At 57.7% G+C, this 25946-nt stretch carries 18 protein-coding genes and 1 other RNA gene; 8 read left to right on the top strand and 11 right to left on the bottom strand.

Features of this window, described 5'->3' with window-relative positions; translation table 11 throughout:
- On the top strand, positions 1–6204 hold the full coding sequence (locus ACM6JM_RS29250; RefSeq protein WP_414882902.1) for a DEAD/DEAH box helicase: 6204 nt from the start codon (positions 1–3) through the stop codon (positions 6202–6204).
- A 311-nt stretch (positions 6205–6515) separates the two neighbouring features.
- Here the strand turns inward: ACM6JM_RS29250 and ACM6JM_RS29245 are convergent, their stop codons facing one another.
- The 8 genes from ACM6JM_RS29245 to ACM6JM_RS29210 form a co-directional block, all read right to left on the bottom strand.
- The gene (locus tag ACM6JM_RS29245) at positions 6516–7748 is read right to left on the bottom strand and encodes an integrase domain-containing protein (protein ID WP_414882901.1); all 1233 of its coding nucleotides are present in this window, start codon (positions 7746–7748) and stop codon (positions 6516–6518) included.
- A 183-nt stretch (positions 7749–7931) separates the two neighbouring features.
- Positions 7932–8321: a transfer-messenger RNA gene (ssrA, locus tag ACM6JM_RS29240) on the bottom strand.
- A gap of 95 nt (positions 8322–8416) precedes the next feature.
- Positions 8417–8695 (bottom strand): hypothetical protein, encoded by a 279-nt coding sequence (locus tag ACM6JM_RS29235; RefSeq protein ID WP_007953788.1) that lies wholly within the window; start codon positions 8693–8695, stop codon positions 8417–8419.
- A 130-nt stretch (positions 8696–8825) separates the two neighbouring features.
- Positions 8826–11648, bottom strand: a complete 2823-nt coding sequence (locus ACM6JM_RS29230; RefSeq protein WP_414882899.1) for an FAD-binding and (Fe-S)-binding domain-containing protein — start codon at positions 11646–11648, stop codon at positions 8826–8828.
- Positions 11645–12316 (bottom strand): LutC/YkgG family protein, encoded by a 672-nt coding sequence (locus tag ACM6JM_RS29225; RefSeq protein ID WP_011332385.1) that lies wholly within the window; start codon positions 12314–12316, stop codon positions 11645–11647. The genes ACM6JM_RS29230 and ACM6JM_RS29225 overlap by 4 nt, the downstream gene beginning before the upstream one ends.
- Positions 12316–13770, bottom strand: a complete 1455-nt coding sequence (locus tag ACM6JM_RS29220) for a LutB/LldF family L-lactate oxidation iron-sulfur protein (RefSeq protein WP_230735347.1) — start codon at positions 13768–13770, stop codon at positions 12316–12318. Before ACM6JM_RS29220 ends, ACM6JM_RS29225 begins: the two co-directional genes overlap by 1 nt.
- On the bottom strand, positions 13767–14591 hold the full coding sequence (locus ACM6JM_RS29215) for a (Fe-S)-binding protein (protein ID WP_115076499.1): 825 nt from the start codon (positions 14589–14591) through the stop codon (positions 13767–13769). Before ACM6JM_RS29215 ends, ACM6JM_RS29220 begins: the two co-directional genes overlap by 4 nt.
- A gap of 150 nt (positions 14592–14741) precedes the next feature.
- Positions 14742–16436 (bottom strand): lactate permease LctP family transporter, encoded by a 1695-nt coding sequence (locus tag ACM6JM_RS29210; protein WP_039769138.1) that lies wholly within the window; start codon positions 16434–16436, stop codon positions 14742–14744.
- Positions 16437–16698: 262 nt separating this feature from the next.
- On the opposite strand from ACM6JM_RS29210, the gene ACM6JM_RS29205 reads away from it, so the two are divergent.
- Complete coding sequence (locus ACM6JM_RS29205) at positions 16699–17466, top strand: FCD domain-containing protein (RefSeq protein WP_039769141.1); 768 nt, start codon at positions 16699–16701, stop codon at positions 17464–17466.
- Between the two features lie 50 nt (positions 17467–17516).
- Here ACM6JM_RS29205 and smpB read toward each other — a convergent pair whose 3' ends face one another.
- Positions 17517–17999, bottom strand: a complete 483-nt coding sequence (gene smpB, locus ACM6JM_RS29200) for an SsrA-binding protein SmpB (RefSeq protein ID WP_007953781.1) — start codon at positions 17997–17999, stop codon at positions 17517–17519.
- A 119-nt stretch (positions 18000–18118) separates the two neighbouring features.
- Between smpB and ACM6JM_RS29195 the strand changes: the two genes are divergently transcribed.
- Genes ACM6JM_RS29195 through ACM6JM_RS29185 form a run of 3 tightly spaced genes read left to right on the top strand, consistent with a single transcriptional unit; the run spans position 18119 to position 20271 of the window.
- Positions 18119–19522 (top strand): sodium-dependent transporter, encoded by a 1404-nt coding sequence (locus tag ACM6JM_RS29195; RefSeq protein WP_039769144.1) that lies wholly within the window; start codon positions 18119–18121, stop codon positions 19520–19522.
- 7 nt (positions 19523–19529) lie between these two features.
- Complete coding sequence (locus tag ACM6JM_RS29190) at positions 19530–19964, top strand: type II toxin-antitoxin system RatA family toxin (protein ID WP_003221509.1); 435 nt, start codon at positions 19530–19532, stop codon at positions 19962–19964.
- The gene (locus ACM6JM_RS29185) at positions 19957–20271 is read left to right on the top strand and encodes an RnfH family protein (RefSeq protein WP_074691917.1); all 315 of its coding nucleotides are present in this window, start codon (positions 19957–19959) and stop codon (positions 20269–20271) included. The genes ACM6JM_RS29190 and ACM6JM_RS29185 overlap by 8 nt, the downstream gene beginning before the upstream one ends.
- Positions 20272–20332: 61 nt before the next feature.
- Here ACM6JM_RS29185 and ACM6JM_RS29180 read toward each other — a convergent pair whose 3' ends face one another.
- Positions 20333–20860, bottom strand: coding sequence for an outer membrane protein assembly factor BamE (locus ACM6JM_RS29180; protein ID WP_039769148.1), 528 nt, complete (start codon positions 20858–20860; stop codon positions 20333–20335).
- Between the two features lie 97 nt (positions 20861–20957).
- Between ACM6JM_RS29180 and fur the strand changes: the two genes are divergently transcribed.
- Positions 20958–21362, top strand: a complete 405-nt coding sequence (gene fur, locus ACM6JM_RS29175) for a ferric iron uptake transcriptional regulator (RefSeq protein ID WP_039769149.1) — start codon at positions 20958–20960, stop codon at positions 21360–21362.
- Positions 21363–21437: 75 nt separating this feature from the next.
- Here the strand turns inward: fur and recN are convergent, their stop codons facing one another.
- Positions 21438–23111, bottom strand: a complete 1674-nt coding sequence (gene recN, locus ACM6JM_RS29170; RefSeq protein ID WP_134334082.1) for a DNA repair protein RecN — start codon at positions 23109–23111, stop codon at positions 21438–21440.
- A 240-nt stretch (positions 23112–23351) separates the two neighbouring features.
- On the opposite strand from recN, the gene grpE reads away from it, so the two are divergent.
- Positions 23352–23921, top strand: coding sequence for a nucleotide exchange factor GrpE (grpE, locus tag ACM6JM_RS29165; RefSeq protein ID WP_039769154.1), 570 nt, complete (start codon positions 23352–23354; stop codon positions 23919–23921).
- Positions 23922–24023: 102 nt separating this feature from the next.
- Positions 24024–25940, top strand: coding sequence for a molecular chaperone DnaK (dnaK, locus tag ACM6JM_RS29160; protein ID WP_074691912.1), 1917 nt, complete (start codon positions 24024–24026; stop codon positions 25938–25940).
- The last annotated feature ends 6 nt before the right edge of the window (positions 25941–25946 follow it).

The following is a 25946-nucleotide window of genomic DNA, read 5'->3' as shown; positions in this document are numbered from 1 at the left end:
ATGCTCTATAAAAAAAACTATTTCAGCTCATTGGTGCACAACCTGACACAGCGCAGCGAGCGTGCGGCGCTTGGCTTGCTGGGGATCGGTAATGCGCCTTTGCGTCAGTTTCTGCATGACCGTTTGACAGCGGTACCAGGCACCGAAGGAGCACTGCTGGCCGACCCGGTTTTCGAGCCGACTTTCGGTTGGCAGGAAAGCCAGGAAACCATGTCGTCACTGGCTGGCGGCTCATTTCTGAATCGTAAGTTGGCGCAGGTAATGGCTGCGCCGCCCAAGGAGTTGGCAGAGGAGTATGCCTTCCCTTCTGATCGGCATCCGTTTAAACATCAGTTGAGTGCGTGGGAGGTGCTGAACCATTCAAAACCGCAATCACTGGTGGTGACCAGCGGCACCGGCTCCGGTAAGACCGAGTGCTTTCTTGTGCCTGTGCTCAATCAGCTTGCTAATGAAGTTGACGCTGACGTCGACCCTGAAGGTATCCGTGCGCTGTTCATATATCCGCTCAATGCCTTGATCAACTCCCAGCAAAGTCGTCTGGATGCCTGGACGGATGGTTTTGACGGCAAGATACGCCACTGTCTCTACACGGGTGCTTTGGAGAACGAGCGCAAGGCGACAGACCAGAAGTACAAAGGGCAGGTGATCGATCGCACCAGATTGCGAGATAGTCCACCGCAGATCCTGGTCACGAACGCAACCATGCTGGAGTACATGCTGATTCGTAAAGAGGATGCGCCGCTGCTTCAGAAGTCGGAAGGCAAGTTACGCTGGATTATTCTTGACGAGGCCCACAGTTACATCGGTTCCCAAGCGGCTGAAATGGCTCTTTTGTTACGCCGGGTAATGCTAGCGTTCAAGGTCAAACCGGAAGACATTCGATTCGTTGCAACATCCGCCACATTTGGTTCAGATGAGCAGACCATTGAAAACTTGCGCAATTTTTTGGCAGACATCGGTGGCATTTCAGTGGATCAGGTTCACGTCGTACAGGGGCGACGCGAGATTCCGGCGCTACCGGTATTGGCCGCGAATAAAGTAGATGACTCCCCGCAAGGCATTGCAGGCATCGACCCCGACCAAGAAGTTTCTGCACAACGCTATTTGCGTCTGGCAGCAAGCCCAATAGCCGTCAGTCTGCGTGACGCCTTTGTGCCGGGCGGTGAAACACGGCCGCAAACCCTTACAGCCCTTCAGGAAATATCGGGGTTGCCCCTGAGCGTGCTGCTGGCTTGGCTCGATTTGATGACTGGCACCAAGAATGCTGAGGGACTTGCTTTCCTACCTCTTCGTGGTCACCTTTTCCATGGTGTGATCCCAATCATTCGCGCATGCATCGACAAAAACTGCAAGCTCAAACCGGGAACTGCTCTCTGCAATCAGGACTGGCCGTTTGGCATGGTCTATACCGATGACCGCACACATTGTGATTGCAATGCTCCGCTAATGCCTCTGGTGAAGTGCGAAGAGTGTACAGAGCTGTTCTTGCAGGGGTATCACAGCGAAAGAGATCGGTTGGTAGATCAGTCCTTTAATCAGGACGACGAATTCTCTATGAATTCGGAACCCATAGATGCAGAGGATGGGGACGACGGGGAAGCCGACGATGGCGGCGAAGCTATGCGTACCCCGGTGCTGATCACCAATCGGCCAGGTGAGGATTGCTACACCGAGCATTTGGATCGCGTCAGCCAAAAGTTCGTCTATACACCAACCGAAGACTGCATTGAAGTAACTCTGTTTCGTAGCCTTGTAAACGAGTGCCCGTGCTGCACCAATCAGAGCGAAACGCGCAGCATCATGCGCGCTCACCGTATCGGTGCGCCGTTCACTCTCGGTACGGTTATTGGCACGTTGTTGGAGTACTGCCCGGAGGATAAAACCCCTCAAGGCAAGCCGTTTCAGGGCCGCAAGCTGATCTCATTCACTGACAGCCGGCAGGGCACGGCCCGGATCGCGGTCAAGTTGCAGCAGGACTCGGAGCGCAACCGTATCCGGGGTTTGGTCTACCACCACCTAATCAGTTCGCAGTCCGTCAATACGCTGACAAGTGCCCAGGAGGTCAGTCTCGCCGCGCTGGAAGCAAAAGCTGATCGCGATCCGATGGAGAACATGCTTTTCGACATGCTTGTTGCTCTGCGCGATAACGCAGGTCCGGCAGAAATCAGCTGGACTGCCATGGTCAGCCAGCTTTCGAGCATTCCTGAGGTAGAAATCGGGATCCTTGACTACTACCGTGGTCTGGCACCGCACGTTTTTGGCCCGCACGACAGTGTGGCGTTGGCCGGTATGCTAATGGCGCGTGAGTTCTATCGTCGCCCGAAACGCGCCAACAGCCTGGAGACAATGGGCCTGGTGCAAGTGACTTACTCAAAGCTAGCTCAGGTAACCAGCACGCCTCTGGCATGGCCCAGCGGTAAAGGCGTGGATTCATGGCGCAGTTACCTGAAAGTGATTATGGATTTCTATGTTCGTGAAAACACCATCCTGAATATCGACAAACGTTGGCAATCGCTTATTGGTGCCAAAATTCAACCGAAGTGGCTGTTGCCTTCAGACACAAATGACAAGCCAGGTCGACGTTTTGTCCGCTGGCCTTCAGTTAATAAGGGCTCCAGCGTGCAGTCGCGCCTGATCCTTATGCTCTGCAAGGCATTTGGTTGGTCAGTGCAAACGCATGATCAGGAAATCGACTCCATTTTGCAGGAAGCCTGGCAGGTGCTGACCCAGCAAGTCAGACTGCTCACCAATAAGGCTGATGGCTATCAACTGGATCTGGCTGACCTAAGTTTCCGTCTTCCTAAAACGGTCTATTTCTGCACGGTGAGTCGCCGATTTATCGATACCCCCTTCGAGGGTTTGAGTCCTTACACTCCACGAAATAACCGTAATCACGTCGCCATAGTGACGCCTTACACATTGCCGGTGCCAGCGCAGTCTCTGATCGATATGCGTGGTGACGAGGGATTGCTGGCGATACGTGACTGGAGTGAAAACGAACCAGGGATCGTTCAGCTTCGCCATCAAGGCTTATGGTCTGACGTTGCTGACCTGGTAGTCGAGGGCGGGCACTATTTCCGTTCTGCCGAACACTCGGCTCAACAGCCTAAGAAGAAGCTCGATCGTTACGAGACTGACTTCAAGTTAGGCAAACTGAACCTGTTGAGCTGTTCCACCACAATGGAGATGGGTGTGGATATCGGCGGTATCACGGTGGTTGCGATGAATAATGTACCGCCGCATCCGGCGAACTACTTGCAGCGCGCTGGTCGCGCCGGTCGTCGACGTGAAGGTCGTGCACTGGCAGTGACCGTATGCAAGAACACACCACATGATCAGGCTGTGTTCCGCAATCCGCTCTGGCCGTTCAATACCGGCATGCGGATGCCCAAGGTTTCTCTGCAAAGTTCCGCGTTGATTCAGCGTCACGTTAATTCCTGGCTACTTTCGCACTGGCTGAAAAACATCGCAGGTGCCTTGGAAATCAAATCCATGACTGTGGGGGCCTTCTTGCTGAGTGGAGATCTTCCCGTTTCCCTGGCCGAGCGTTTTTGCGCCTGGGTTGAGGGTGAGTCTCATGGCGCTTGCGCAGCGGTCACTGAGGCGGTCGCTAGCATCACCCGGCGCAGCGTGTTGTCATCGATGCCTGTGTCTGGATTGTTGAATGATGCATTGAGAACCCTGCGCGAAATTCAACAGAAATGGGTAGGCGAACACTCGATCAGTAAGTCTCAATTGGATGGGATTGGTAACAAGACGGCTGCTGCTTATCGGGCGATGTCCGCGCAATTGGCTCGAATCGAGAAGGAGTATCTGCTAAGTGAACTGGCTGGCCGCCGGTTCCTGCCGGGATACGGATTCCCGAACGACATCGTGAGCTTCGACAACCAGTGCATGCAAAACTTCAGATCCAATGACGGGGGTGCAGGCCGCGAGGATAACAGGGGACGCTACCGTGACCTGGCATCCCGGGATCGGATTACTGGCCTTCGCGAGTATGGCCCAGGCGCAGAACTGGTGATGGATGGCCTAGTATACAAGTCAGCAGGAATTACTCTCAACTGGCATGCCCCGGCCTCGGAGGAAAACGTCAAAGAGCTGCAATTAATAAAGAAAGCCTGGAAGTGTGGTGCTTGTGGGGCCAGCGGAACGGGGCTCAACCCCGGACTCAATCTGAACTGTCCGGAGTGTGGCGCTGACGTCGATAAGGGTAATATCCGTGAGTACCTTGTTCCGTCCGGGTTTGCAGTAGATTTCTTTGCAGAGCCACATACCGCCATTGAGTCATTGGCGTATGTGCCAGTCAAAAAGCCGTTGCTGAACGTCCCTGCGAGTTGGATCTCCTTGTCGAACCCTGCATTGGGACAGTTCCGAAGCAGCCATGAAGCACACCTGTTTCATTACACCTCTGGGGCCGGCGGCAACGGCTTTGCAATCTGCCTTGAATGCGGTCGAGCGGAACCGATGCTGGAGGTTGATGACAGTTCGGACTCGACTGCGGCCAATGAGCAACGCCTTGCTCATACCTTTCGTAGTGGGCAAACGCACCGACGCCTGCGCGGGGGCAAGAACGACTCGGGCGAAAACGTCTGTCCGGGCAGCTATAACTCATGGAAAATCAAACAGGCTATCCATCTGGGTAACGACAGCATTACCGACGCCCTGGAACTAATCCTGTTCAATCCTGATAGCGGTGAGCCGCTCAAGGATGAAGATACCGGCTATTCCATCGCCATTGCCCTGCGTGATGCAATTGCCGAGCAACTGTGCGTGCAGCCAGACGAGCTTGGCTGCGACTGCGAGAACATCCAGATCGACGGACGCTGGGCTAGCGCGATTCGTGTGTTCGATCAGCGCAGCGGTGGTTACGCGACGCAAGCGGTGGGTTTGCTGAATGAGCGAGGCCTGTGGGAACGAGTGATTGACCGACTCGATTGCGATTGCAGTCACGCATGCCAGTGCTGCCTACTGAGCTTCGATACCCGTTTTGAAGCAGACCGTCTGGATCGTCATGAAGCGCTGAAATGGATCAACAAGGACTGGTTGGTGAAGCTGGACCTGCCAGCCGAGCTGAAGGTGTTTGGCGTGGATACACGACCGGAGATCGTCACACTGTATGGGGCAATTGAGCGTGAACTTGCGGCTGATAATTTGCCCAAGACACTCTCGATTTACCTGCCAGCGCCAGCCGCAGAGTGGGATCTGGCTATCGCTAGAAAACTGCGTCACCGACTTCTGGCTTGGGAGGGGGCGGGTCACCAAATAGCTTTGCGCCTGACAGAAAGCACCTTCAACGAGCTGGCCGCTGATCAGAAAGACTGGCTGCATCGCCTGGCTGTTAACAACATTAAGATCGAAGTCGAACAGTCGTTATTAGACGTCGGCGTACTGACGTTAAATACGGTCCTGTCCAGCCAGAAACAGCATATCGCCTGGGCGAGTAATGACGAGGGTCTACTGGTACCTAATAAGGATTGGAACCCCGTCGCTGCTGGATCGTGCATCGTGTACGGGGGGCTTCCGGCCTTGCCGCAAGCAAGACTGATCACGGCTCAGGATCTGAGCCAAACATCGGCGTCGGTACCGGGTATCGTGAAAGTCGAGCTGGGAAGCGAGCTGGATGGCTCCCTGAGCGGCTTTGCGAAAAGGTTCTGGGATGCCATTGAGCCTGAAGCCGGCCTACTTGACTTTGCATTGAACGGCCAAGACGCAATTGAGACTGTGTCGTACTCCGATCGCTATGTATGCAACCCATTCACTGCCTGCGTCCTAGTTAATATTTTGTACGAACTAAAGCAGCGTAGCGGCGAGGAGTTCTCGGTCAAAATTCTCGGGCGAAAGTACCTTCGTGAGTCAAGCCGTAACTCCTGGAAGTGCTGGCATGATTGGTTGAGTAGCGAAGATCGTGACAGAGCTATTCGTGAGGCGATTGAGTATTGCGGCCTGACTGGTGAGGTGTTGAGCCAGCCTGTGCTCGCTCATTACCGTCAATTACGTATCGGGCTTGCGTCAGGTCGAAGTTTGACCATTCAGTTTGACCAGGGACTCTCTTTTTGGGAGGCAACGCGTAGCGAAAATGCTTACTCCACTCGTTTCAATTTCGAGATAGGAAATATGGGCGCAGAGCTTATGGAGAAAATTCAGATCCCTATACGTGCCACTGCAGACGAAGGGACGCAACTATTCCTCTCTTTGGACAAATAGTGACATGCTGAATAGCTCCGGATTCCAAGAGCGTTTCAGCAGTGTCACTTTTCTTCCTTTAGAAGCGGCGGTGTAATCGTTGACACTAGCACGACCTTTTTCTGAAGCATGGTATTGGTTTCATTGATCAGAGATACCACTCGTGCTCAATCAGTTGACCCATGGCGGTGCTACCTGGGATAGCAGCGTCTAACGGGCGGATTTTGTGGAATTGCTCTGTAAATAGGTCGCGCAAGTGGGTTTGAGTATTTTTATACATAGACATGTTCAGTGTCCGGCAACACCTGCTATCGCATCGAAACGACTTTCAGTCATCTGGTTCCTTGAATGGCTGAAACCGACAAGCTCCCGGTGGCCGCTTGCTGGATATGTTCACTCCACCAAGCCATCATCGGGCGTCTTCGCTCTATGTAGTCCGCCCGGTTGTAGGCGCTACGGACTTCGTCTTTGTCCACATGCGCAAGCGCGACCTCGATCAGTTCGGCATCCCAGGCGTGCTCGTTCAGGATGGTGCTCGCCATGGAGCGCATTCCGTGGCTTACGAGTCGCCCCTCAAACCCCATACGTTTTAGCGCCATGTTGGCGGTCTGGCTATTGCAATGGGTGCGCGGATTACGGTCGGCGGGAAACACGTACTCCCTGTGTCCGCTGTAGGGCTTGATTGCTTCCAAGAGCGCCAAAGCTTGCTCCGTGAGCGGGATGATGTGAGTGCGGCGTTTCTTCATTCGTTCCGCAGGGATCGTCCAGATCTTCTTCTCGAAGTCGATGTCAGCCCATCGGGTGGTCGCAGCTTCTGCAGGCCGAGTCATAGTGTGGAGTTGCCACTCGATGAGGCAGCGGGTGGTTCTTTTGATGCTGGCGTTGGCAATCGCCACCATGAGTTCATTGAGCTCATCGGGGGGCAATGCCGCCATGTGTTTCTTCTTTGGTTTTTTGAAGACAGATCGAATTCCGCTCAGGGGGTTGGCATGAATGAGTCCGTAGTTCACCCCGTAAGTCATGATTTCGTTGAGGCGTTGGGTCAGGCGCTTGACCGTTTCCAAGCTGCCTTTGGTTTCAAGTGGCCTTAGCAACTTGATGACCTGAGGCGCGCTGATTTCAGAAATCGGGGTGGCGTGTAGATCCGGGAATATGTGCAGCGTGAGCGACCGCCAAATGTCTTCAGCGTAGGCGGTTGTTACGGAGTCTTTCTTCAGTTCAAACCAGGCTGTCGCCACGTTTTGAAAGGTGTGCTCTGTCGCGGCTTTTTTCGCTTGGCGATCTGCGTCGCGCTGCTCTTTCGGGTCCAGTCCTTGAGCAACCAGCTCCCTGGCTTCAACCGTGCGTTTTCGCGCATGAGCCAAGCTGAGTTCCGGGAACGTCCCCAGTCCCATGTTGATCCGTTTCTTGGTCACGGGATGGATGTAGTTGAAATTCCAAAGCCTCGAACCGTTGGTTCGGACTCGTAACTGAAGGCCGTCGCCGTCGGTCAATGTGTAGTCTTTTTCCTTGGGCTTGGCGGCTTTGATTTTCAGGTCTGAAAGGCGTGTGGCTCGGGCTCCCATGGGTACTCCAACGCTGTTTGTGTATTCCAAAATTTACCAGTCACTGGCTTGGAATACGCCTTGGAATACATTTCAAAATGGATCTGCCTGAAGCGCTGTGAAGCTCAATGGCCCTGAAACCCCCGTATTTACTGGATTTCAGGCACAAAAAAAGACGTCCGTGGACGTCTTTAGATGATGAAGTGGTGGAGCCGGGGGGATTTGAACCCCCGTCCGCCAGTACTCCGCTGTCGGTACTACATGCGTAGCCGTGTCTATTAAGTTAACCCTCAGCGACCCGACGGGCAGGGTGCTTTGGGCGAGTTGTGTAAGTTTTAGCCGCTTCGTCCACAACGTACTGCACGGCGATTCTGTTCTATATGACAATCATTTTGGGTTTACAGACATCCCCTGATGATTGCTGGACCCGAAGGTACCAGGAGTGCATGTCAGCTGCAATTAAGCAGCGAGAGCAGCACCGTATTGGTCGTCATTGGCAACTATAAGTAGTTGCAACAGTGGATTTACGACTTCTGTTACCAAGTCGGCATGCACCTAGAGTTTCGCAACCGGCGTCGAATCCTAAACGGCCCCGAGCCTGGCGCTCTGTGTGGCTTATGAGCGACAAGCCTGCGCAGTGTACGCCAAACGGCTCACAAGGCCAACCCGAAGGTTGGCCTGAGCTTCGATCAGTTGTTGGTTCCGCTGGTTTTGCGGATTTCCAGAATGGTTTGCTGGGTTTCAGCCACGCATTCGTCGATCTTGCCCTGGGCCTTGAGTGCCTGGGCTTTTTGCACACTGGCTTCTACCCGTTGATTCAGGTCGGGTGAGGCCATTGCCTGCGCCTTGGCGTTGTTGATGGTTTGCAGATTGGCATCGCACAGATCGGCGGGCTTGTCGGCGGCGAACGAAGCAGACGCCATCATCGAGGCAGTAACGAACAGACCTAACAGTACAGAACGTTTCATATGAATCTCCTTGAACTGAGGGATCCAGACTTCGCTGGCCGTCAGGACGGGCAACCGAATGGAGGACAAGCCCCGATTGTTCGGGGCCTGTTCTGTGGACTGCGGTCGCTCGCAAGGGTTCTATTTTTCTTCAGAGGGCGGTTGCGGGGGCTTTGGCCCGGGTCACCCGATCCACCAGATAGACCAGACCGTGGTAGTCGATGCCGCCGTGTTGCGTCAGACCGATCTCACAGGTGCGGCTGGTGGAAATTCCCTCGCTGCACTGTTGCACCGCATCCTTGAGCGTTCGCAGTGAGTGGCTGTTGAGCTCCGGCGTGGTGAAACCCTTGTCGCCGGCGAAACCGCAGCAGTGAATGCCTTCCGGAATCACAACCGTCTTGCTGCATTGGCGCGCCAGGTCGATCAGTGCCTGGCTTTCTCCAAGATGCTGAGTGCTGCACGTGACATGAACTGCAATCGGTGCTTCCTGCGGGGTGAAGTCGAGCCGATCCATCAGATGCGTACGGATGAATCGCACAGGGTCATACAGATCCAGGCGAACATTTCCCACATCCTGCACCAGCCGCAACGTGCAGGGGCTGGTGTCGCAATAGATCGGATCGAGCCCGCCGCGACTGGCCTGGAGCAATGCGCCGATAAGCTCCTGACGCTTGTGCTCGGCCTGTTCGGCATAGCCCTTGGACGCGAAGGGCTGGCCGCAGCAGAGGTTGTCCAGATTGTCCGGGAACACCACTTGATAACCGGCTTTTTCCAGCAGACCACGGGTTTTGTCGTACAGCGACATCTGCTCCTTGTCGCCCGCCGCCGGCCCCATCACCCGCGAGACGCAGGCTGCCAGATACACGACGCGCGGGCGTTCGTCCGACACGGCCGGGCTGAAGCGAATGGCTTTTTCCGGTTGCGGCATTGCGTTGGTCCATCGCGGCACCTGACCTTTGGACAGTCGTGTCAGGGTCGCCGAAAGCTTCGCCAGACGCGGTGCCCCCAACAACATCCGCGCACCGTTGGCCACATGCAAGGTGAACCGCGCACCTTGCAGGGTGGTGGCGAAATTTCCTTCGATCAAGTTGGCGGTTTTCGTATGTGTGGCGTGACGGCCGCGCAGCTTTTTCACCAGCTCGCCGGTGTTAATACCTACGGGGCAACGTTGCGCACACAAACCGGTCGCGGCGCAGGTATCGATGCCTTGGTACTCGTAGGCTTTTTCCAGTTCGGTGGTGTCGATTCCGGCGCGCTTTCGCGCCTGGATATCGCGCCAGATCACGATGCGCTGGCGCGGACTCAGGGTCAGGCCCTTGGAAGGGCAGACCGGCTCGCAGAAACCGCACTCGATGCATTTATCCACAATCTCGTCAGCCGCCGGCAGCGGTTTCAGGTGCTTGAGGTGGATCTGCGGATCTTCGCTGAGCACCACGTCCGGATTGAGAATGCCGTTGGGGTCGAGCAGGCGTTTGAGCTGCCACATCAACTGATAGGCGTCACTGCCCCATTCGAGTTCGACGAAGGGCGCCATGTTGCGCCCGGTGCCGTGTTCCGCCTTCAAAGAACCGCCGAACTCCACGGCCACCAGTTGCGCCACGTCGTCCATGAACGCCTGATAGCGTGCGACTTCTTCCGCGCTGTTGAAGCCTTGGGTGAAGACAAAGTGCAGATTGCCTTCCAGCGCGTGTCCGAAAAGGATCGCTTCGTCGTAGTGATGTTTGTCGAACAGCTCGATCAGGCGGTTCACGCCGATAGCCAGTTGCTCCACCGGGAAGGTCACGTCTTCGATGATCACCGTGGTGCCGGTCTTGCGCACGGCGCCGACGGCGGGGAAGGTGTCTTTGCGAATCGCCCAGAGGCGGGCGTTTTCGACCGGGTCTTCGGTGAAGTCGACCTGTTTCTCCACTGGGAAACCGCCGAGTGACGCCATGATCTGCGCCAGTTGTTCCTGCAGCAAAGTGGAAGAGGCGGCGCGGGATTCGATCAACAGCGCGCAGGCATTGTTCGACAGCTGCTGTACGAAAGCCGGCATGCCGGGTTTGTCCTGCACCGAACGCAGGCTGCGGCGGTCGAGCAGTTCCACGGCGGACACCGGTTGGCTTTTCAGCACGGTGACGGCGTTGCAGCAGGTTTCCACATCCGGGAAAACGATCAGCGCCGAAGCCTTGTTCGGGTGGTCGATCACCGTGTCGTAGGTCACCGCGCTGATGAAACCAAGGGTGCCTTCGGAGCCAACCAGCAAGTGGCTCAAGATATCCACAGGCTCATCGAAATCCACCAGGGCGTTGAGCGACAGGCCGGTGGTATTTTTCAGACGGTATTTGTGGCGGATTCGCGCGGCGAGTTCGGCATTGGCGCGGGTTTCGCGGCCCAATGTTGCCAAGCGTTCCAGTAGTTCGCGGTGGCTGACTCGAAACGCCTCGACGCTGGCGGCATCTTCGGTGTCGAGACGTGTGCCGTCGGCCAGCACCAGACGAATCCCGGCCAGCGTGTGATAGGTGTTTTGCGCGGTTCCGCAGCACATGCCGCTGGCGTTGTTGGCGACGATGCCGCCGATCTTGCAGGCGTTGATCGACGCCGGATCCGGACCGATCTTGCGCCCGAATGGCGCCAGCCATGCATTGGCCTGGGCGCCGATCACGCCCGGTTGCAGGCGAATTTGTGTGCCTTGTCCGCGGATCTCACGCGCGTTCCAGTTATCCCCAAGCACGATCAGCACCGAATCGCTGATCGCCTGACCAGAGAGGCTGGTGCCGGCGGCGCGGAAGGTCACCGGGACCTGATCGCGCTGGGCCAGTTTCAGCAGCGCCACCACTTCGTCTTCCGATTCGACGCGTATCACCAGTTGCGGAATCAACCGGTAGAAGCTGGCATCGGTGCCGAAAGCCAGGGTCGACAGCGGATCGTCGAAACGCCGTTCGGCAGGAATCAATTGCTGCGCATCGCGCAGGAAAGTCGCCGGTAAGGTCATTGGTCCTCCAGGATCAACACCACCAGATCTTTCGGGCCGTGGGCGCCGTAAGCCAGGACTTGTTCGATGTCGGCGGTCTTCGATGGGCCGGACACCAGCAGCGCGTTGGTGGGCATGCCTTGGGCCCACTCGAATTCCTGCTGCACCTGATAGAAGTTGTCGCGGATCTGGCTGGCCTTGAGCAGGGCGAAATGCACCGGTGGCACCAGACTCATCAGCCGTGGTTCTTCGCGGGTCGGCCAGAGAATCAGGCTGCCGGTGGCGGCGATGGCGCCGAGGGTGCCGGTGAGGCTGGCCGGGGTGTCGTTGAACAACTCGGCTTTCCATTCCTCCATCGGCCGGTCGTAGGATTTCAGCGCCGGCAGATCAGGATTGTTCGCCCAGTGTTGTGTGATGCGCTGCCCGTGAGGCGTAGTCGGTGCGATCAGCAGGCTCGGCAACTGACGGTCGCGCAGCAATTGCGCCAGCAGCGCCGGCCACCCATCAGCGGATGTCAGGTGGATTTCGGTGTGCACCGCTTCCATCAGTTTGCGCAGTTGCGGGATCCGTTGTTCGGCACTGTAGGTGTAGGGCTGGGTCACCAGATCGACGTCAAAGTTGTCGGCAATCGGTGTGGTGCCGGTCAGACTCTTCCGTAACTTGCCGAGGATGTTTTGTTTGGCGCTCATCAACGGTCTCCTCGTTTTGCCAGGTGTTCGCGAGCCATGTCATGCAGTGAGCGGGCGGCGGGTTTCGGTGCGCTGTGGTTCTGCGTCCACGGCCCGACATTGTTCGGCGCCAGGGCGCGCAGGCGCGTGGCGAAAAACGCAAACAGTCGATACAAAGTCGGCGAGCTGTTGAGCTTCGCCCAGGCGTTCCAGATGAAGCGTTCCTTGCGCGAATACTTGCTGCCCTGACCTCGCATCACTTGATGAGGACTGTCGGGGGCTTTGACGTTCTCTTCGCGCAGGCGACGTAGCAAGGCGGGGATCGGAATTTTCACTGGGCAGACTTCACCGCAGGCGCCGCACAGCGAAGACGCGCTCGGGTGATCCGGGACTTTCGCCAGGCCGACCATGTGCGGGGTGATGATTTTGCCGATCGGGCCGGGGTAAACCTCGCCGTAGGTATGGCCGCCGACGCGGGTGTAGACCGGGCAATGATTCATGCAAGCGCCGCAGCGGATGCAGTTCAGGGTCTGGCGCAGTTCGCTGTCGGCGAAGGCCTGGCTGCGACCGTTGTCGAGCAGTACCAGATGCACTTCCTGCGGGCCGTCGAGTTCATGCTCCTTGCGCGGGCCGGAGATCATGTTGACGTAGGTGGTGATCGGAATGCCCAGCGCCGAGCGGGTCAGCAATGACAGCAGCGGCACCACGTCGCGCAGGTTTTCCACGACTTTTTCGATACCGGTAACGGCGATGTGCACCGGCGGCACGGTGGTGGTCATGCGGCCGTTGCCTTCGTTTTCCACCAGCAGCAGGGTGCCGGTTTCGGCCACGGCGAAGTTGACACCGGAGACGCCGATGTCCGCTTCGAAGAATTTCTGCCGCAGGACCCTGCGACCGATCTGAATGAGTTGGTCAACGTCCTTGGTGTATTCCACGCCAAGTTTGTCGTGGAACAAGGACGCGACCTGACCGGCATTCTTGTGGATTGCCGGCATGATTATGTGTGAAGGCTTCTCGTGGTCGAGCTGGACGATGTACTCCCCCATGTCGGACTCCAGACATTCAATGTCCCGAGCCTCGAGGAAATGGTTCATCTCCATCTCTTCGCTGACCATCGATTTGCCCTTGATCACTTGCCGCGCCTCGTGAGCGCGGATGATCGAAAGGACGATGCCATTGGCTTCGTCCACCGTTTCCGCCCAGTGCACTGTCACACCGTTGCGGGTCAGGTTCTGTTCCAGCTGCTCGAGCAGGTCGGGCAACTTGGAGAGCGCGCGGGCACGGATTGCATTACCCAGTTCACGCAGGTGTTCTCTTTCGTGGGCATCGCTGAAAGCCGCTGCCCGCTTGGTCATCAGTGAATCCATCGCGGTGCGGAAGTTGTTCCGTAACTGCGAGTCGCCCAGGGCGTTGTGCGCCCGGGTGCGGAAATCTTCTTCTACGGCAACCGTAGGAATAATCGTGGAAGTGCTCATCGCGCACCTCCGGTTCGTTGCCAGAGGAAGCTCGCCAGGTGTTGCCCGCGCAGCGCTTCCTTCTGTTTTTCCAGCGAGCCGTTGATGTTCATCAAGCAGCCGCAGTCGGCACTGAGTACCTGATGCGCGCCGGATTCCTTCAACGCCCGGGTCTTGTCAGCCACCATCGCGCCGGAAATGTCTGGCATACGGACGCTGAATGTCCCACCGAAGCCACAGCATTCGCTTTCGTGATCGTGGTTGACCCGTTCCACGTTGCTCAACTGCGCCAACAACTCGCGGCCGTGCAGGTGGGTGTTCATTTCCCGTCGCGCCGAACACGAGGTGTGCAGCGCCACTTTGACCGGCTCGCCGCTGTCCTTGAGCTGCACCTTGCAGACGAACAGCAGAAACTCGGCCAATTCATAGGTGCGGGCCGCGAGGGCCTGAACCTGTTTCAACGTTTCCGGCTCGTCCTTGAACAAGTCGGCGTAATGCTCGCGGATCATCCCGGCGCACGAACCCGAAGGCACCACCACCGGATAGTCCCCGGCAAACAGCGCCAGTTGCGAGCGCGCCACCGTCCGTGCCTGCTCGGTGTAACCCGAGGTGTAGGCCGGTTGTCCGCAGCAGCTCTGCCCTTGCGGGTAATCGACCCGGATGCCTTCGCGTTCCAGCAAGTGGATCGCGTCCATCCCGGCTTCCGGGTAGAACAGGTCGACCACGCACGTGCCGAAAAGGTAGACCCGCGACGGTTTCTCGCTGGGGTATTGCCGGGGTTCGGGCAGTGGCGGTGCGACGCGAGTGGCGTTGGGCACAGCGTTGTAAAAAAGCTCGCTCATCAGGCGTGTCTCCGGGTGGGCCCGGTTATCCGTCTGTTGAGGCTGCCGAATATAGAGCGCATTGCTTTCAGCAGCCTTACAGACCGGGTTGTGAGTTGCTGACGCCGGAATCACGGACCGGCGTCGGTTATTTCCATGTCGCTTGTAGTCTTAATGCACCAGCATGCCGGTGAACCAGTAGGCCTGAGCCAAAGTGATGAGGCCGACAATCGTTGCAAAGAATAGGCTGTGCTTGAGGGTGAAGCGGAACAGATCGGATTCCTTGCCCACCAGGCCGGTTGCTGCGCAGGCCACGGCGATCGATTGTGGCGAGATCATCTTGCCGGTCACGCCGCCGCTGGTATTGGCTGCCACCAGCAGGGTGTCGTTGACCCCGATCTGGTGAGCGGTGGTTGCTTGCAGCGAACTGAACAGGGCGTTGGACGAGGTATCGGAACCGGTCAGGAACACGCCGAGCCAGCCGAGGAACGGCGAGAAGAACGGGAACGCTGCGCCAGTACCGGCCAGCACCAGAGCCATGGTCGAGGACATGCCGGAATAGTTGGTGACGAAGGCAAACGCCAGCACCATGCCGATCGACAGGATCGGCCAGCGCAGTTCGTAGAAAGTCTCTTTCAAAGTGGTCAGACCAGTTTTGAAGTTGATCTTCAGCACCAGCATCGAGATCAGCGCGGAGAAGAAAATCGCCGTGCCGGTCGCGGAAATCGGGTCGAGTTTGAACACGGCTGGGATCGCGGTCGGGGCGGCAACGATCGGTGCAGTCTTGATGACCAGTTGATCAAGGTGCGGAATCGCGAAGTTGAACACCCAGGCGTACATCGAGCCGCCGGCGGCGAACATGGCTTTGAAAGGCTTGAGGGTCCAGATGGTCACCAGCACGGTGAGGATCAGGAACGGCGACCACGCCTTGAAAATTTCCCCAAGGCTGTAAGGCGAAGCGACGGTGGTGCGCTTCTGGCCGAAACCGCCGACGCTGGCGGTGACCACCGAAGCGGACACGGCGCCGACGATGTGCTGGCCGGCGGCACGTTTCGGTTGCCAGACCTTCAGGAACAGGGTCAGCGAAATCAGACTGGCCAGGGCCGACGTGATGTCCGGCAGCTCCGGGCCGATGAAATTCGAAGTGAAGTATTGGGTGACAGCGAAGCTCAGGCCGGCAACCAGTGCGGCTGGCCAGGTTTCACGCACACCGCGCAGGCCGTCCATCATGAACACCAGCCAGAACGGCACGAACAGCGACAGCAACGGCAGTTGGCGACCGGTCATGGCGCCAATCTTGAACGCGTCGATGCCGGTGACTTGCCCGGCCACGATGATCGGAATCCCCAACGCGCCGAACGCCACCGGTGCGGTGTTGGCAATCAGGCACAGGCCGGCGGCGTACAGCGGGTTGAAGCCCAGTCCCACCAGCAGCGCAGCGGTAATCGCCACCGGCGCGCCGAAACCGGCGGCACCTTCGAGGAATGCACCGAAGCAGAAACCGATCAGCAGCACCTGCAGGCGTTGGTCGTCAGTGATCGACAGCACCGAGCTGCGGATGACCTCGAATTGACCGCTCTTGACCGTCAGTTTGTACAGGAACACCGCCGCCACAATGATCCAGGCAATCGGCCACAGACCATAGGCGAAGCCATATCCGGCAGCGGCGAACGCCATGTCGACCGGCATCTGGAACGCGAAGATCGCCACGGCGATGGCCAGGGCGAGCGTGATGCTGCCGGCCACATGACCTTTGAGTCGGAACACCGCCAGGGCGAGGAAGAAGAAAACGATGGGGATGACGGCCGCGAGTGCGGACACGCCGAGACTGCCGAGCGGGCTGTAGAGCTGTTGCCAGGTTTGCATATGGGGTGGCCCCTAATTGTTGTTGGTCAGGCACTGTCAGCTTACTTGGTTAATTGGTAAGACCAATTTACAAGTGCTGTCGGCTAGGGTAAAAGCCTTGATGTCGGTGTGTCAATTTGCCGCCCTAAAACTTTTGTCGAACAACCGGACGGCGAGTCGGATTGCACCGGTTGAATTGGCGTCATCTGGCAGGTGTCGGCGCAGCGCCGATAGGCCAGAATAGAGAGCCCGGCGAGCGGTCGGGATGGTGGAGAGTTGAGTGATGGGGTTTGATCAGATACGTCAGCGCCGTTTGTCTGACGACATTGTCGAGCGACTGGAAGGGATGATTCTCGAGGGCACGCTGAAGTCCGGCGAGCGTCTGCCGGCCGAGCGGACTCTGGCGGAACAGTTCGGCGTTTCTCGGCCCTCTTTGCGCGAGGCGATTCAGAAGCTTGCGGCCAAGGGGTTGCTGGTCAGCAAGCAGGGCGGCGGCAACTATGTCGTGGAAAGCCTCGGTTCGACGTTCAGCGATCCGCTGCTGCAACTGCTGGAAAGCAATCCTGAGGCGCAACGTGATCTGCTGGAATTTCGCCACACGCTGGAGGCATCGTGCGCCTATTACGCGGCATTGCGCGCCACGGATGTGGACCGCGAACGGCTGACGGCGGCGTTTGAAGAGTTACAGGACTGCTATTCGCGTCACGATGAAGTGAGCCGGGCGGAAGAGGGCGCGGCGGATGCGAAATTCCACCTGGCGATTGCCGAAGCCAGTCATAACGCGGTGTTGCTGCACACCATTCGCGGGCTGTTCGATCTGCTCAAGCGCAACGTCGTGACCAACATCGGTGGCATGTACAAGCAGCGCACGGAAACCCGCGACATGCTGATCACCCAGCATCGGGAGTTGTATCTGGCGATTATCGAGGGGCGCGCGGAACAGGCGCGTGAGGTGTCCAGCCGACACATTCTCTATGTGCAGGAAGTGCTGGAAGAAGTGCGACAGGAAGTACAGCGCATGGCTCGCGCCGAGCGACGCAAAGGGATGTAAAAAAGACCGCTCCCGTGCCAGGCGCGGGAACGGTCATTCAGGCAGAAGAATCAGTCTTCCTTGCCCTTGTTGCGCACCGCACGCTGCAACTCGCGACCGGCGTCGCGTTCGCGTTCGGTATCGCGCTTGTCGTATTCCTTCTTGCCCTTACCGAGAGCGATCTCGCACTTGACCATGTGCTTGCTCCAGTACCAGGACAGGCACACGCAGGCGTAACCCTTCTGCTGCACGGCGGCGGCGAGCTTGTCCAGCTCGCGGCGGTTGAGCAGCAGCTTGCGGGTGCGCACCGGGTCAGCGATGACGTGGGTGCTGGCGGTCATCAGAGGCGTGATATGGCTGCCAAGCAGCCAGGCTTCGCCATCCTTGAGCAGCACGTAACTGTCGACCAGTTGCAGCTTGCTTGCCCGCAGACTTTTTACTTCCCAGCCGGCCAGGACCAGACCAGCCTCGAACTTGTGCTCGATGAAGTAATCGTGTCGCGCCTTTTTGTTTTGCGCGATGGTCCCTGTTGGGTGTTTCTTCTGTTTAGCCATAGGGGCGGCATTATATGGAGATAAACGGCTGTCGGCTACGGTGATGCTGCGTGCTTGAGCAGGTTGAGTGAATCCCGGACAATGCGGCCTCTTTTTCTAACGCTTGGGCGTGATAAACGATGTCGACAGACAAGGTTTCTGTCCACGGCAGTTGGGCTAGCCGCTGGGTTTTCATATTCGCCGCGACCGGTTCGGCCGTGGGATTGGGCAGCATCTGGAAATTCCCCTACATGGTCGGGGTCTACGGTGGCGGCGCCTTCGTGCTGATGTTTCTGGCATGTATCGCGCTGATCGGCATCCCGGTAATGCTCGCCGAAACCCTGATCGGCCGCCGTGCCCGCCAGAGTCCGGCGAATGCCCTGAAGGTGCTGGCGCGTGAAGCCGGGCACTCGGGCAAGTGGTCGTGGGGCGCGTTCGCCGGGATGATCACGGCGCTGCTGATCCTGTCTTTCTACAGTGTGGTCGGCGGCTGGTCGCTGGATTACATCATTGATATGGGGCGCGGAGACTTCCAGGGCGCGACGGCTGATCAGGTCGGGGCGTACTTCGGGAATGTCATCGCCGACCCGTGGCGTATCACGCTGTGGCACACGGTTTTCATGCTGTTGTCGGCGGTGGTGATCGCCAAGGGCGTGGTTGCCGGGCTCGAGCGCAGCCTGCGGATCATGATGCCGCTGCTGTTCGTGATGGTGCTGGTGCTGCTGGGTTACAGCATGACCACCGGGCATTTCATGGAAGGCGTGCATTTCATGTTCGACTTCCACCCGGAAAAAGTCCTCGACGGCTTGCTGCCGGCCATGGGGCACGCGTTCTTCTCCCTGAGCGTGGGCGTGGGCTCGATCATGATCTATGGCGCCTACATGACCAAGGAAGCCTCGCTGTCGGGCACGGTCGTCGGTGTGGCGCTGCTCGATACCTTTGTTTCGCTGGTGGCTGGTCTGGCCTTGTTTCCGATTGTGTTCGCCGGTGGTTTGAACCCGAGCGAAGGCCCGGGGCTGATGTTTGTCAGCCTGCCATTTGCTTTCGGTAACGTGCTGTTCGGCCAGTTGATGGGCGTGGTGTTCTTCGTTCTGGTGGCCATTGCGGCCTGGAGCTCGGCGATTTCCCTGCTGGAGCCAATGGTCGCCTATCTGGTCGAGCGGACTAAAATCAGCCGTGCCTGGGTGACATTCTGGTTGGCGTTCACCTGCTGGTTCGTTGGCCTGGGCACGGTGTTTTCCTTCAATATCTGGAAGGAAGCCAAATTTTTCGTGAACGATGGTGGGGTGTTCCATCTCTACCAGTGGGGTGCGGCCGGTGGCCTGGACTTCTTTGGCGTGATCGACTTCTTCACCTCGCGCATCATGTTGCCGCTCGGTGGGCTGTGCTTTGTGCTGTTTGCCGGTTGGGTGATGGGGCGTGAGGCGGTGCGTGATGAATTGTCGATTCGCAGCCCGGCGCTGTTCGCCCTGTCTCTGTTTTTGATGCGCTATGTGGCGCCCATCGGCATTCTTGTAGTGTTTGCCGCCCAGCTCTGGAAGTGACGCTTACATGACGACACATATTCAACGATCGGCGCTGCTGCCTTATCCGGCGCAATTTCTCTACGACCTGGTCAATGACGTGGCACGTTACCCGGAATTTCTGCCGTGGTGCTCGTCTGCTGAAGTCCTGGAAAGCTCGCCTGAGCACATGCGCGCCAGTGTCGGCGTGGCCAAGGGTGGGCTTAGTCAGCACTTCGTGACACGCAATACGCTGGTGCCGGGGCAGTCGATCGAGATGAACCTGGAGGAGGGACCGTTCAATCAGCTGCACGGCGTCTGGGTATTCAAGGCGCTGAACGAGAAGGCTTGCAAGATCAGTCTGGATCTGTCCTTCGACTACGCCGGGCCGCTGGTCCGCGCGACGCTCGGTCCTTTGTTCAATCAGGCAGCCAATACATTGGTGGACGCGTTCTGCCAGCGCGCCAAGCAGATGCATGGTTGAGCCGGTGATCGAAGTCGAAGTGGTGTATGCGGCGGTTGATCGTCAGGTTTTGCGTGTAATCAGTGTTGCTGAGGGTACGACGGTGCGTGCGGCGCTGATGGCGTCCGGGATTGATGCTGAATTTTCGGAGCTGGATCTGAAGAGCTGTCCTTTGGGGATCTTCGGCAAAGTGATTGCTGATCCGGATGCTCGACGGGTTCAGGAGGGCGATCGCATCGAGATCTATCGGCCACTGTTGGCAGATCCGAAAGAGGTGCGTCGTCTTCGTGCCGCCAAGGCTGCCGAAGCCAAGGCGCGAAATCAGTAGGCTGGCCAAGCGGCAGGTAATAAAAAACCCGGAATTTCCGGGTTTTTTATTGCGTCGCAATTTATTGCGGCGAGGTGTCCAGCGGTTCTGGCGTTGGAACCGGAACGGTTTCCACACCATCGACGTCCTTCTGGATCTGATCCAGCAAGGAGCCAGGCTTGGCCGGTTGTTCCGGTTTCGGCTGTTCGGTGTTTTCAGCAGGAGCGGTCACGCTGGTGCCGCTGTCCTTGCCGAGAATTGCTTCATCACGGCTGACGCCCGGCATGAAGTCACCGGACAGGCTGACGAGGCGGTCATTCGAGTCGAAAATGACACTCATGCGTTCCTGTTGGCGTTCACCGCCACCAGGTTGCAGGCTGTACAGATAATCCCAGCGGTTGGCGTGGAACGTGTCGGCAAGCAGAGGGTTGCCCATGATAAACCGTACTTGCGGCCGGGTCATTCCCGGGCGTAACTGGTCTATCATGTCCTGCGTGACGACATTGCCCTGCTGGATGTCGATTTTGTAAACCCCGGGGAATGAACAACCGGCGAGTGCGAGCAGTCCCACAAAGGTGAAACTGGTTAGCAAGAGCTTGGTGTTTTGCATCGGTGGGCGACTTCCACTATCTTGGCTGGGACAACGTAAACGCCGATCATACCCGCATTAAGAGAAGCTGCGAAGCAGCATCGCGAGAAAGCTGACCATGGTTGAAAATAGCGAACTACGCAAAGCCGGCCTCAAAGTGACCCTGCCACGGGTCAAGATCCTGCAAATGCTCGACTCTACAGAGCAGCGTCACATGAGTGCCGAGGACGTCTACAAGGCGTTGATGGAAGCTGGCGAGGACGTCGGTCTGGCCACGGTCTACCGTGTTCTGACCCAGTTCGAAGCGGCTGGCCTCGTGGTCCGTCACAACTTCGACGGCGGCCACGCGGTATTCGAATTGGCCGACGGTGGCCACCACGACCATATGGTTAACGTGGAGTCGGGCGAAGTCATCGAATTCTTCGACGAAGAAATCGAAAAACTTCAGAAGGCGATCGTCGAGAAGCACGGTTACGAGATGGTTGATCACAATCTCGTACTGTACGTACGCAACAAAAAGTAAGCATGTCGCGCGAATTTCAGGTTCGCGAAACGAGCGAAGGCGACCCAAGGGTCGCCTTCGTGCTTTCTGGCGTGCTTAAACCTTTGCGGTGACGACCATCTTTTTCGCGTGCGCCAAAGACTCTTTGGTCAGATCGATGCCGCCAAGCATGCGTGCGACTTCTTCTATGCGGTCATTCTTGCTCAGCTTCGAAACGGCCGTATGAGTCGCCTGCTCGCCGCGTACTTTATGCACGAACAGATGCTGATGCCCCTGAGCCGCGACTTGCGGCAAGTGCGTAACCGTCAGTACCTGTCCGCGATCCCCAAGGCGACGCAGCAACTGGCCGACGATTTCAGCCGTTGGACCGCCAATCCCCACGTCAACTTCGTCGAATACCAATGTCGGTACGCGAGAGGTCTGGGCGGTAATCACCTGGATGGCCAAGCTGATCCGTGACAGCTCACCGCCGGACGCTACTTTGGCCAGGGCCTTCAGGGGTTGGCCCGGGTTGGCGCTCACCAGCAGCTCGACTTGTTCCAGACCGTTGGGTTGCAGTTCGCTGCTGTTGTTGGCGCGCAATTCGATGGTGAAGCGACCGCCCGGCATGCCCAAGCGTTGAATCTCCTGCTCCACCGCGCTTGCCAGGCTGCCGGCTGCCTGATGACGCAGCTCGCTCAGTTCCCGAGCCTTTTCCTGATAATGGCGGGCATAGGATGCAAGTTCCTCGGCGAGGCGCTCGATGGATTCATCGTTGGCGTCCAGCGCTTCGATTTCGTCGAGCAGCTTCTGTTGCATCTCCGCCACTTCAGTCGGCTGAATGCGGTGTTTGCGTGCCAGCGTGTAGATGGAGTCCAGACGTTCTTCCAGATATTGCAGGCGCGCCGGGTCGGCATCGAAGTTGTCGAGAAAGCGATTGAGCTCGCCGACGGCTTCTTCAACCTGAATCTGCGCACTGGTCAGCAGGCTGCTCGCCTCACCCAGCGCGCCGACGGAGTTGTTCACGCTCGACAGTCGATTGAGGCTGGCCGTCAGGGCATTCAGCACGTTGCCGGAATCGCTTTCGCTGCATTGCTCGACCACTTGTCGGCAGATGCCGAGCAGGGTTTCGGCGTTGGTCAGGTTCTTGTGTTCCTGCTCCAGTTCTCCCAGCTCGTTTTCGCCGAGGCCGAGGTTTTCCAGTTCTTCGAGCTGGTAGCTGAGCAACTGATGGCGCGCGCGCTGTTCGTCGCCGGAGTTGGAAAGGCGCTCCAGCTCCTGGCGAGTCTGGCGCCAGCGCTGGGCTGCCAGATGTACCTGGCGCGCCAGATCGGTCGCCCCGGCGTACTCGTCGAGCAGGCGCCGGTGGGTATCGGTCTTGAGCAGGGATTGGTGTTCGTGCTGGCTGTGGATGTCGATCAGCAGCTCGCCGAGCGCCTTGAGATCGCCGAGCGGGCAGGGGGTGCCATTTATATAGCCGCGTGAGCGACCTTCGGAAGTGATGACCCGACGCAGGATGCACGGACCGTCGGTTTCCAGGTCGCGTTCCGCCAGCCAGGTACTGGCCTCGGGAATATCGGCCAGATCGAAGGTCGCCAGGATATCGGCCTTGTCGGCGCCCGGTCGCACCACGCCGCTGTCGGCGCGATCACCGAGCGTCAGGCCCAGGGCGTCGAGCATGATCGATTTGCCGGCGCCGGTTTCCCCGGTAATCACGCTCATGCCGCGATCGAGCTCGAGATCGAGATGTTCAACGATGGCGTAGTTGTGTACGGACAGGTGCACCAGCATAAAGGCCGCTCCCAAACTTTAGGTCTGGTTATTTATACAGTGTTTTGTTTCGAGCTGACAATGCCCTCGCTCGGCTCAATGGGGATGATCCGATCAAATGCTTGTCGCACGCAGGAATGCCAATGCAGCACTTTTTTGTAGGGTTAATCGTTGTCAGCCCTTGAAGCCTGATTTTGCGGCCCCATATACCGGGGCAGAAGCGCGAATCGAACTCGCGGACGATATTGAAAGGAGAATTCCATGGCTGACGAACAGACAGTAGATACGCAAAACCCAGAAGCCAATCAGGCGCCCGAGACTTCGGGTGATGACCTGGCGACCCGTGTACAAGTGCTCGAAGAGCAATTGGCCGCCGCGCAGGATCAATCGCTGCGCGTAGCTGCCGATCTGCAGAACGTCCGCCGCCGTGCCGAGCAGGATGTCGAAAAGGCGCACAAGTTTGCGCTGGAAAAATTCGCCGGCGACCTGCTGCCGATCGTCGACAGCCTGGAGCGCGGCCTCGAGCTGTCGAGCCCGGATGACGAAAGCATCCGTCCGATGCGCGAAGGCATCGAGCTGACCCTGAAAATGTTTCACGACACCCTCACGCGCTACCAGCTTGTCGCTGTAAGCCCGCAGGAAGGCGAACCGTTCAACGCCGTGGAGCACCAGGCAATGGCCATGCAGGAAAGTGATGTCCTGGAGCCGAACAGCATTCTCAAGGTGTTCCAGAAGGGCTACCAGCTCAACGGTCGCCTGCTGCGTCCGGCGATGGTTGTGGTCAGCAAGGCGCCGGCGCCAGTTTCGCCTTCGATTGACGAGAAGGCTTGAAATTAGCCGCAAGGCCCCCATTTACAAGTCAAGCGTTTAAGTATTACCGCAGTCAGCCACCACTGCTGCGGCAAAAAAATCCAAAGTTTCGGGAGAGTGAACATGGGCAAAATTATCGGTATCGACCTGGGGACTACCAACTCCTGCGTCTCCGTGCTGGAAAACGGCAAAGCCAAAGTTATTGAAAACGCTGAAGGCGCGCGTACTACGCCGTCGATCATCGCTTATGCCAACGATGGCGAAATCCTGGTCGGTCAGTCGGCCAAGCGTCAGGCTGTGACCAACCCGCACAACACACTGTTCGCAGTGAAGCGCCTGATTGGCCGCCGCTTCGACGAAGAAGTTGTACAGAAAGACATCAAGCTGGTGCCTTACAAGATCGTCAAGGCCAACAACGGTGACGCCTGGGTCGAGGCTTCCGGCAAGCAGATGGCTCCGCCGCAAATCAGCGCCGAAGTCCTGAAAAAGATGAAGAAGACCGCCGAAGACTACCTCGGCGAAGCAGTGACCGAAGCGGTGATCACCGTTCCGGCCTACTTCAACGACAGTCAGCGTCAGGCGACTAAAGATGCTGGTCGCATCGCCGGTCTGGACGTAAAACGTATCATCAACGAACCAACCGCAGCCGCTCTGGCTTATGGCATGGACAAGGCCAAGGGCGATCACACCGTGATCGTTTACGACCTGGGTGGTGGTACTTTCGACGTTTCCGTGATCGAAATCGCTGAAGTTGACGGCGAGCACCAGTTCGAAGTGCTGGCCACCAACGGTGACACCTTCCTGGGTGGTGAAGACTTCGACATGCGCCTGATCGACTACCTCGTCGACGAGTTCAAGAAAGAGTCCGGCATGGACCTGAAGAACGATCCTCTGGCCTTGCAGCGTCTGAAAGAAGCCGCTGAGAAAGCCAAGATCGAGCTGTCTTCTTCGCAATCGACCGACGTCAACCTGCCGTACATCACAGCAGACGCGACTGGTCCTAAGCACCTGAACGTGAAGATCTCTCGTGCCAAGCTCGAGTCGCTGGTCGAAGATCTGGTGAACCGTACCATCGAGCCATGCCGTATTGCTCTGAAGGACGCCGGTATCGACGTCAGCAAAATTAACGACGTGATTCTGGTTGGTGGTCAGACTCGTATGCCTCTGGTGCAGAAGGCAGTTACCGATTTCTTCGGTAAAGAAGCACGTAAAGACGTGAACCCGGACGAAGCTGTTGCCATGGGTGCTGCGATCCAGGGCGCCGTTCTGGCCGGTGACGTGAAAGACGTTCTGCTGCTTGACGTCAGCCCGCTGACCCTGGGTATCGAAACCATGGGTGGCGTGATGACCGCGCTGATCGAGAAAAACACCACGATTCCTACCAAGAAATCGCAAGTGTTCTCGACCGCCGACGACAACCAGGGCGCCGTGACCATTCACGTCCTGCAAGGCGAGCGCAAGCAAGCCGCACAGAACAAGTCCCTGGGCAAGTTCGATCTGGCCGACATTCCACCAGCTCCACGTGGCGTTCCGCAGATCGAAGTGACCTTCGACATCGACGCCAACGGCATCCTGCACGTAGGTGCGAAGGACAAGGCGACCGGCAAAGAGCAGAAGATCACCATCAAGGCCAACTCTGGTCTGTCGGATGAAGAAATCCAGAAAATGGTGCGCGACGCCGAGCTGAACGCCGAGGAAGACCGCAAGTTCGAAGAGCTGGCCGCTGCCCGTAACCAGGGTGACGCACTGGTTCACTCGACTCGCAAGATGATCGCTGACGCTGGCGACAAAGTGACTGCAGAAGAGAAGACTGCAATCGAAGCGGCTGTGGTTGCCCTGGAAGCCGCCGTCAAAGGCGACGACAAGGCTGCCATCGACGCCAAGGTTGAAGAGCTGTCGAAAGTCTCTGCGCCGGTTGCCCAGAAGATGTACGCCGAACAGGCTCAGCCTGCTGAAGGCGCGGCACCGCAAGGCGAATCGGCTGAGAAGGCTGACGATGTTGTCGATGCCGAGTTCGAAGAAGTCAAAGACCACAAGTAAGTTGTT

It is taken from the genome of Pseudomonas sp. IT-P2 (assembly GCF_949767575.1).
Classification (GTDB): Bacteria; Pseudomonadota; Gammaproteobacteria; order Pseudomonadales; family Pseudomonadaceae; genus Aquipseudomonas; species Aquipseudomonas pharyngis.
Note: the sequence above shows the minus strand (reverse complement) of the source record. Positions and strands in the feature narration are given on the sequence as shown.

Coding starts and splice junctions, on each gene's coding strand:
- smpB (WP_007953781.1), bottom strand. CDS start 17,999: ATGGCTAAACAGAAGAAACACCCAACAGGGACCATCGCGCAAAACAAA.
- ACM6JM_RS29195 (WP_039769144.1), top strand. CDS start 18,119: ATGTCGACAGACAAGGTTTCTGTCCACGGCAGTTGGGCTAGCCGCTGG.
- ACM6JM_RS29215 (WP_115076499.1), bottom strand. CDS start 14,591: ATGAGCGAGCTTTTTTACAACGCTGTGCCCAACGCCACTCGCGTCGCA.
- grpE (WP_039769154.1), top strand. CDS start 23,352: ATGGCTGACGAACAGACAGTAGATACGCAAAACCCAGAAGCCAATCAG.
- ACM6JM_RS29210 (WP_039769138.1), bottom strand. CDS start 16,436: ATGCAAACCTGGCAACAGCTCTACAGCCCGCTCGGCAGTCTCGGCGTG.
- ACM6JM_RS29235 (WP_007953788.1), bottom strand. CDS start 8,695: ATGAAACGTTCTGTACTGTTAGGTCTGTTCGTTACTGCCTCGATGATG.
- ACM6JM_RS29245 (WP_414882901.1), bottom strand. CDS start 7,748: ATGGGAGCCCGAGCCACACGCCTTTCAGACCTGAAAATCAAAGCCGCC.
- ACM6JM_RS29225 (WP_011332385.1), bottom strand. CDS start 12,316: ATGAGCGCCAAACAAAACATCCTCGGCAAGTTACGGAAGAGTCTGACC.
- dnaK (WP_074691912.1), top strand. CDS start 24,024: ATGGGCAAAATTATCGGTATCGACCTGGGGACTACCAACTCCTGCGTC.
- ACM6JM_RS29230 (WP_414882899.1), bottom strand. CDS start 11,648: ATGACCTTACCGGCGACTTTCCTGCGCGATGCGCAGCAATTGATTCCT.
- ACM6JM_RS29205 (WP_039769141.1), top strand. CDS start 16,699: ATGGGGTTTGATCAGATACGTCAGCGCCGTTTGTCTGACGACATTGTC.
- ACM6JM_RS29250 (WP_414882902.1), top strand. CDS start 1: ATGCTCTATAAAAAAAACTATTTCAGCTCATTGGTGCACAACCTGACA.
- ACM6JM_RS29185 (WP_074691917.1), top strand. CDS start 19,957: ATGGTTGAGCCGGTGATCGAAGTCGAAGTGGTGTATGCGGCGGTTGAT.
- ACM6JM_RS29190 (WP_003221509.1), top strand. CDS start 19,530: ATGACGACACATATTCAACGATCGGCGCTGCTGCCTTATCCGGCGCAA.
- fur (WP_039769149.1), top strand. CDS start 20,958: ATGGTTGAAAATAGCGAACTACGCAAAGCCGGCCTCAAAGTGACCCTG.
- recN (WP_134334082.1), bottom strand. CDS start 23,111: ATGCTGGTGCACCTGTCCGTACACAACTACGCCATCGTTGAACATCTC.
- ACM6JM_RS29180 (WP_039769148.1), bottom strand. CDS start 20,860: ATGCAAAACACCAAGCTCTTGCTAACCAGTTTCACCTTTGTGGGACTG.
- ACM6JM_RS29220 (WP_230735347.1), bottom strand. CDS start 13,770: ATGAGCACTTCCACGATTATTCCTACGGTTGCCGTAGAAGAAGATTTC.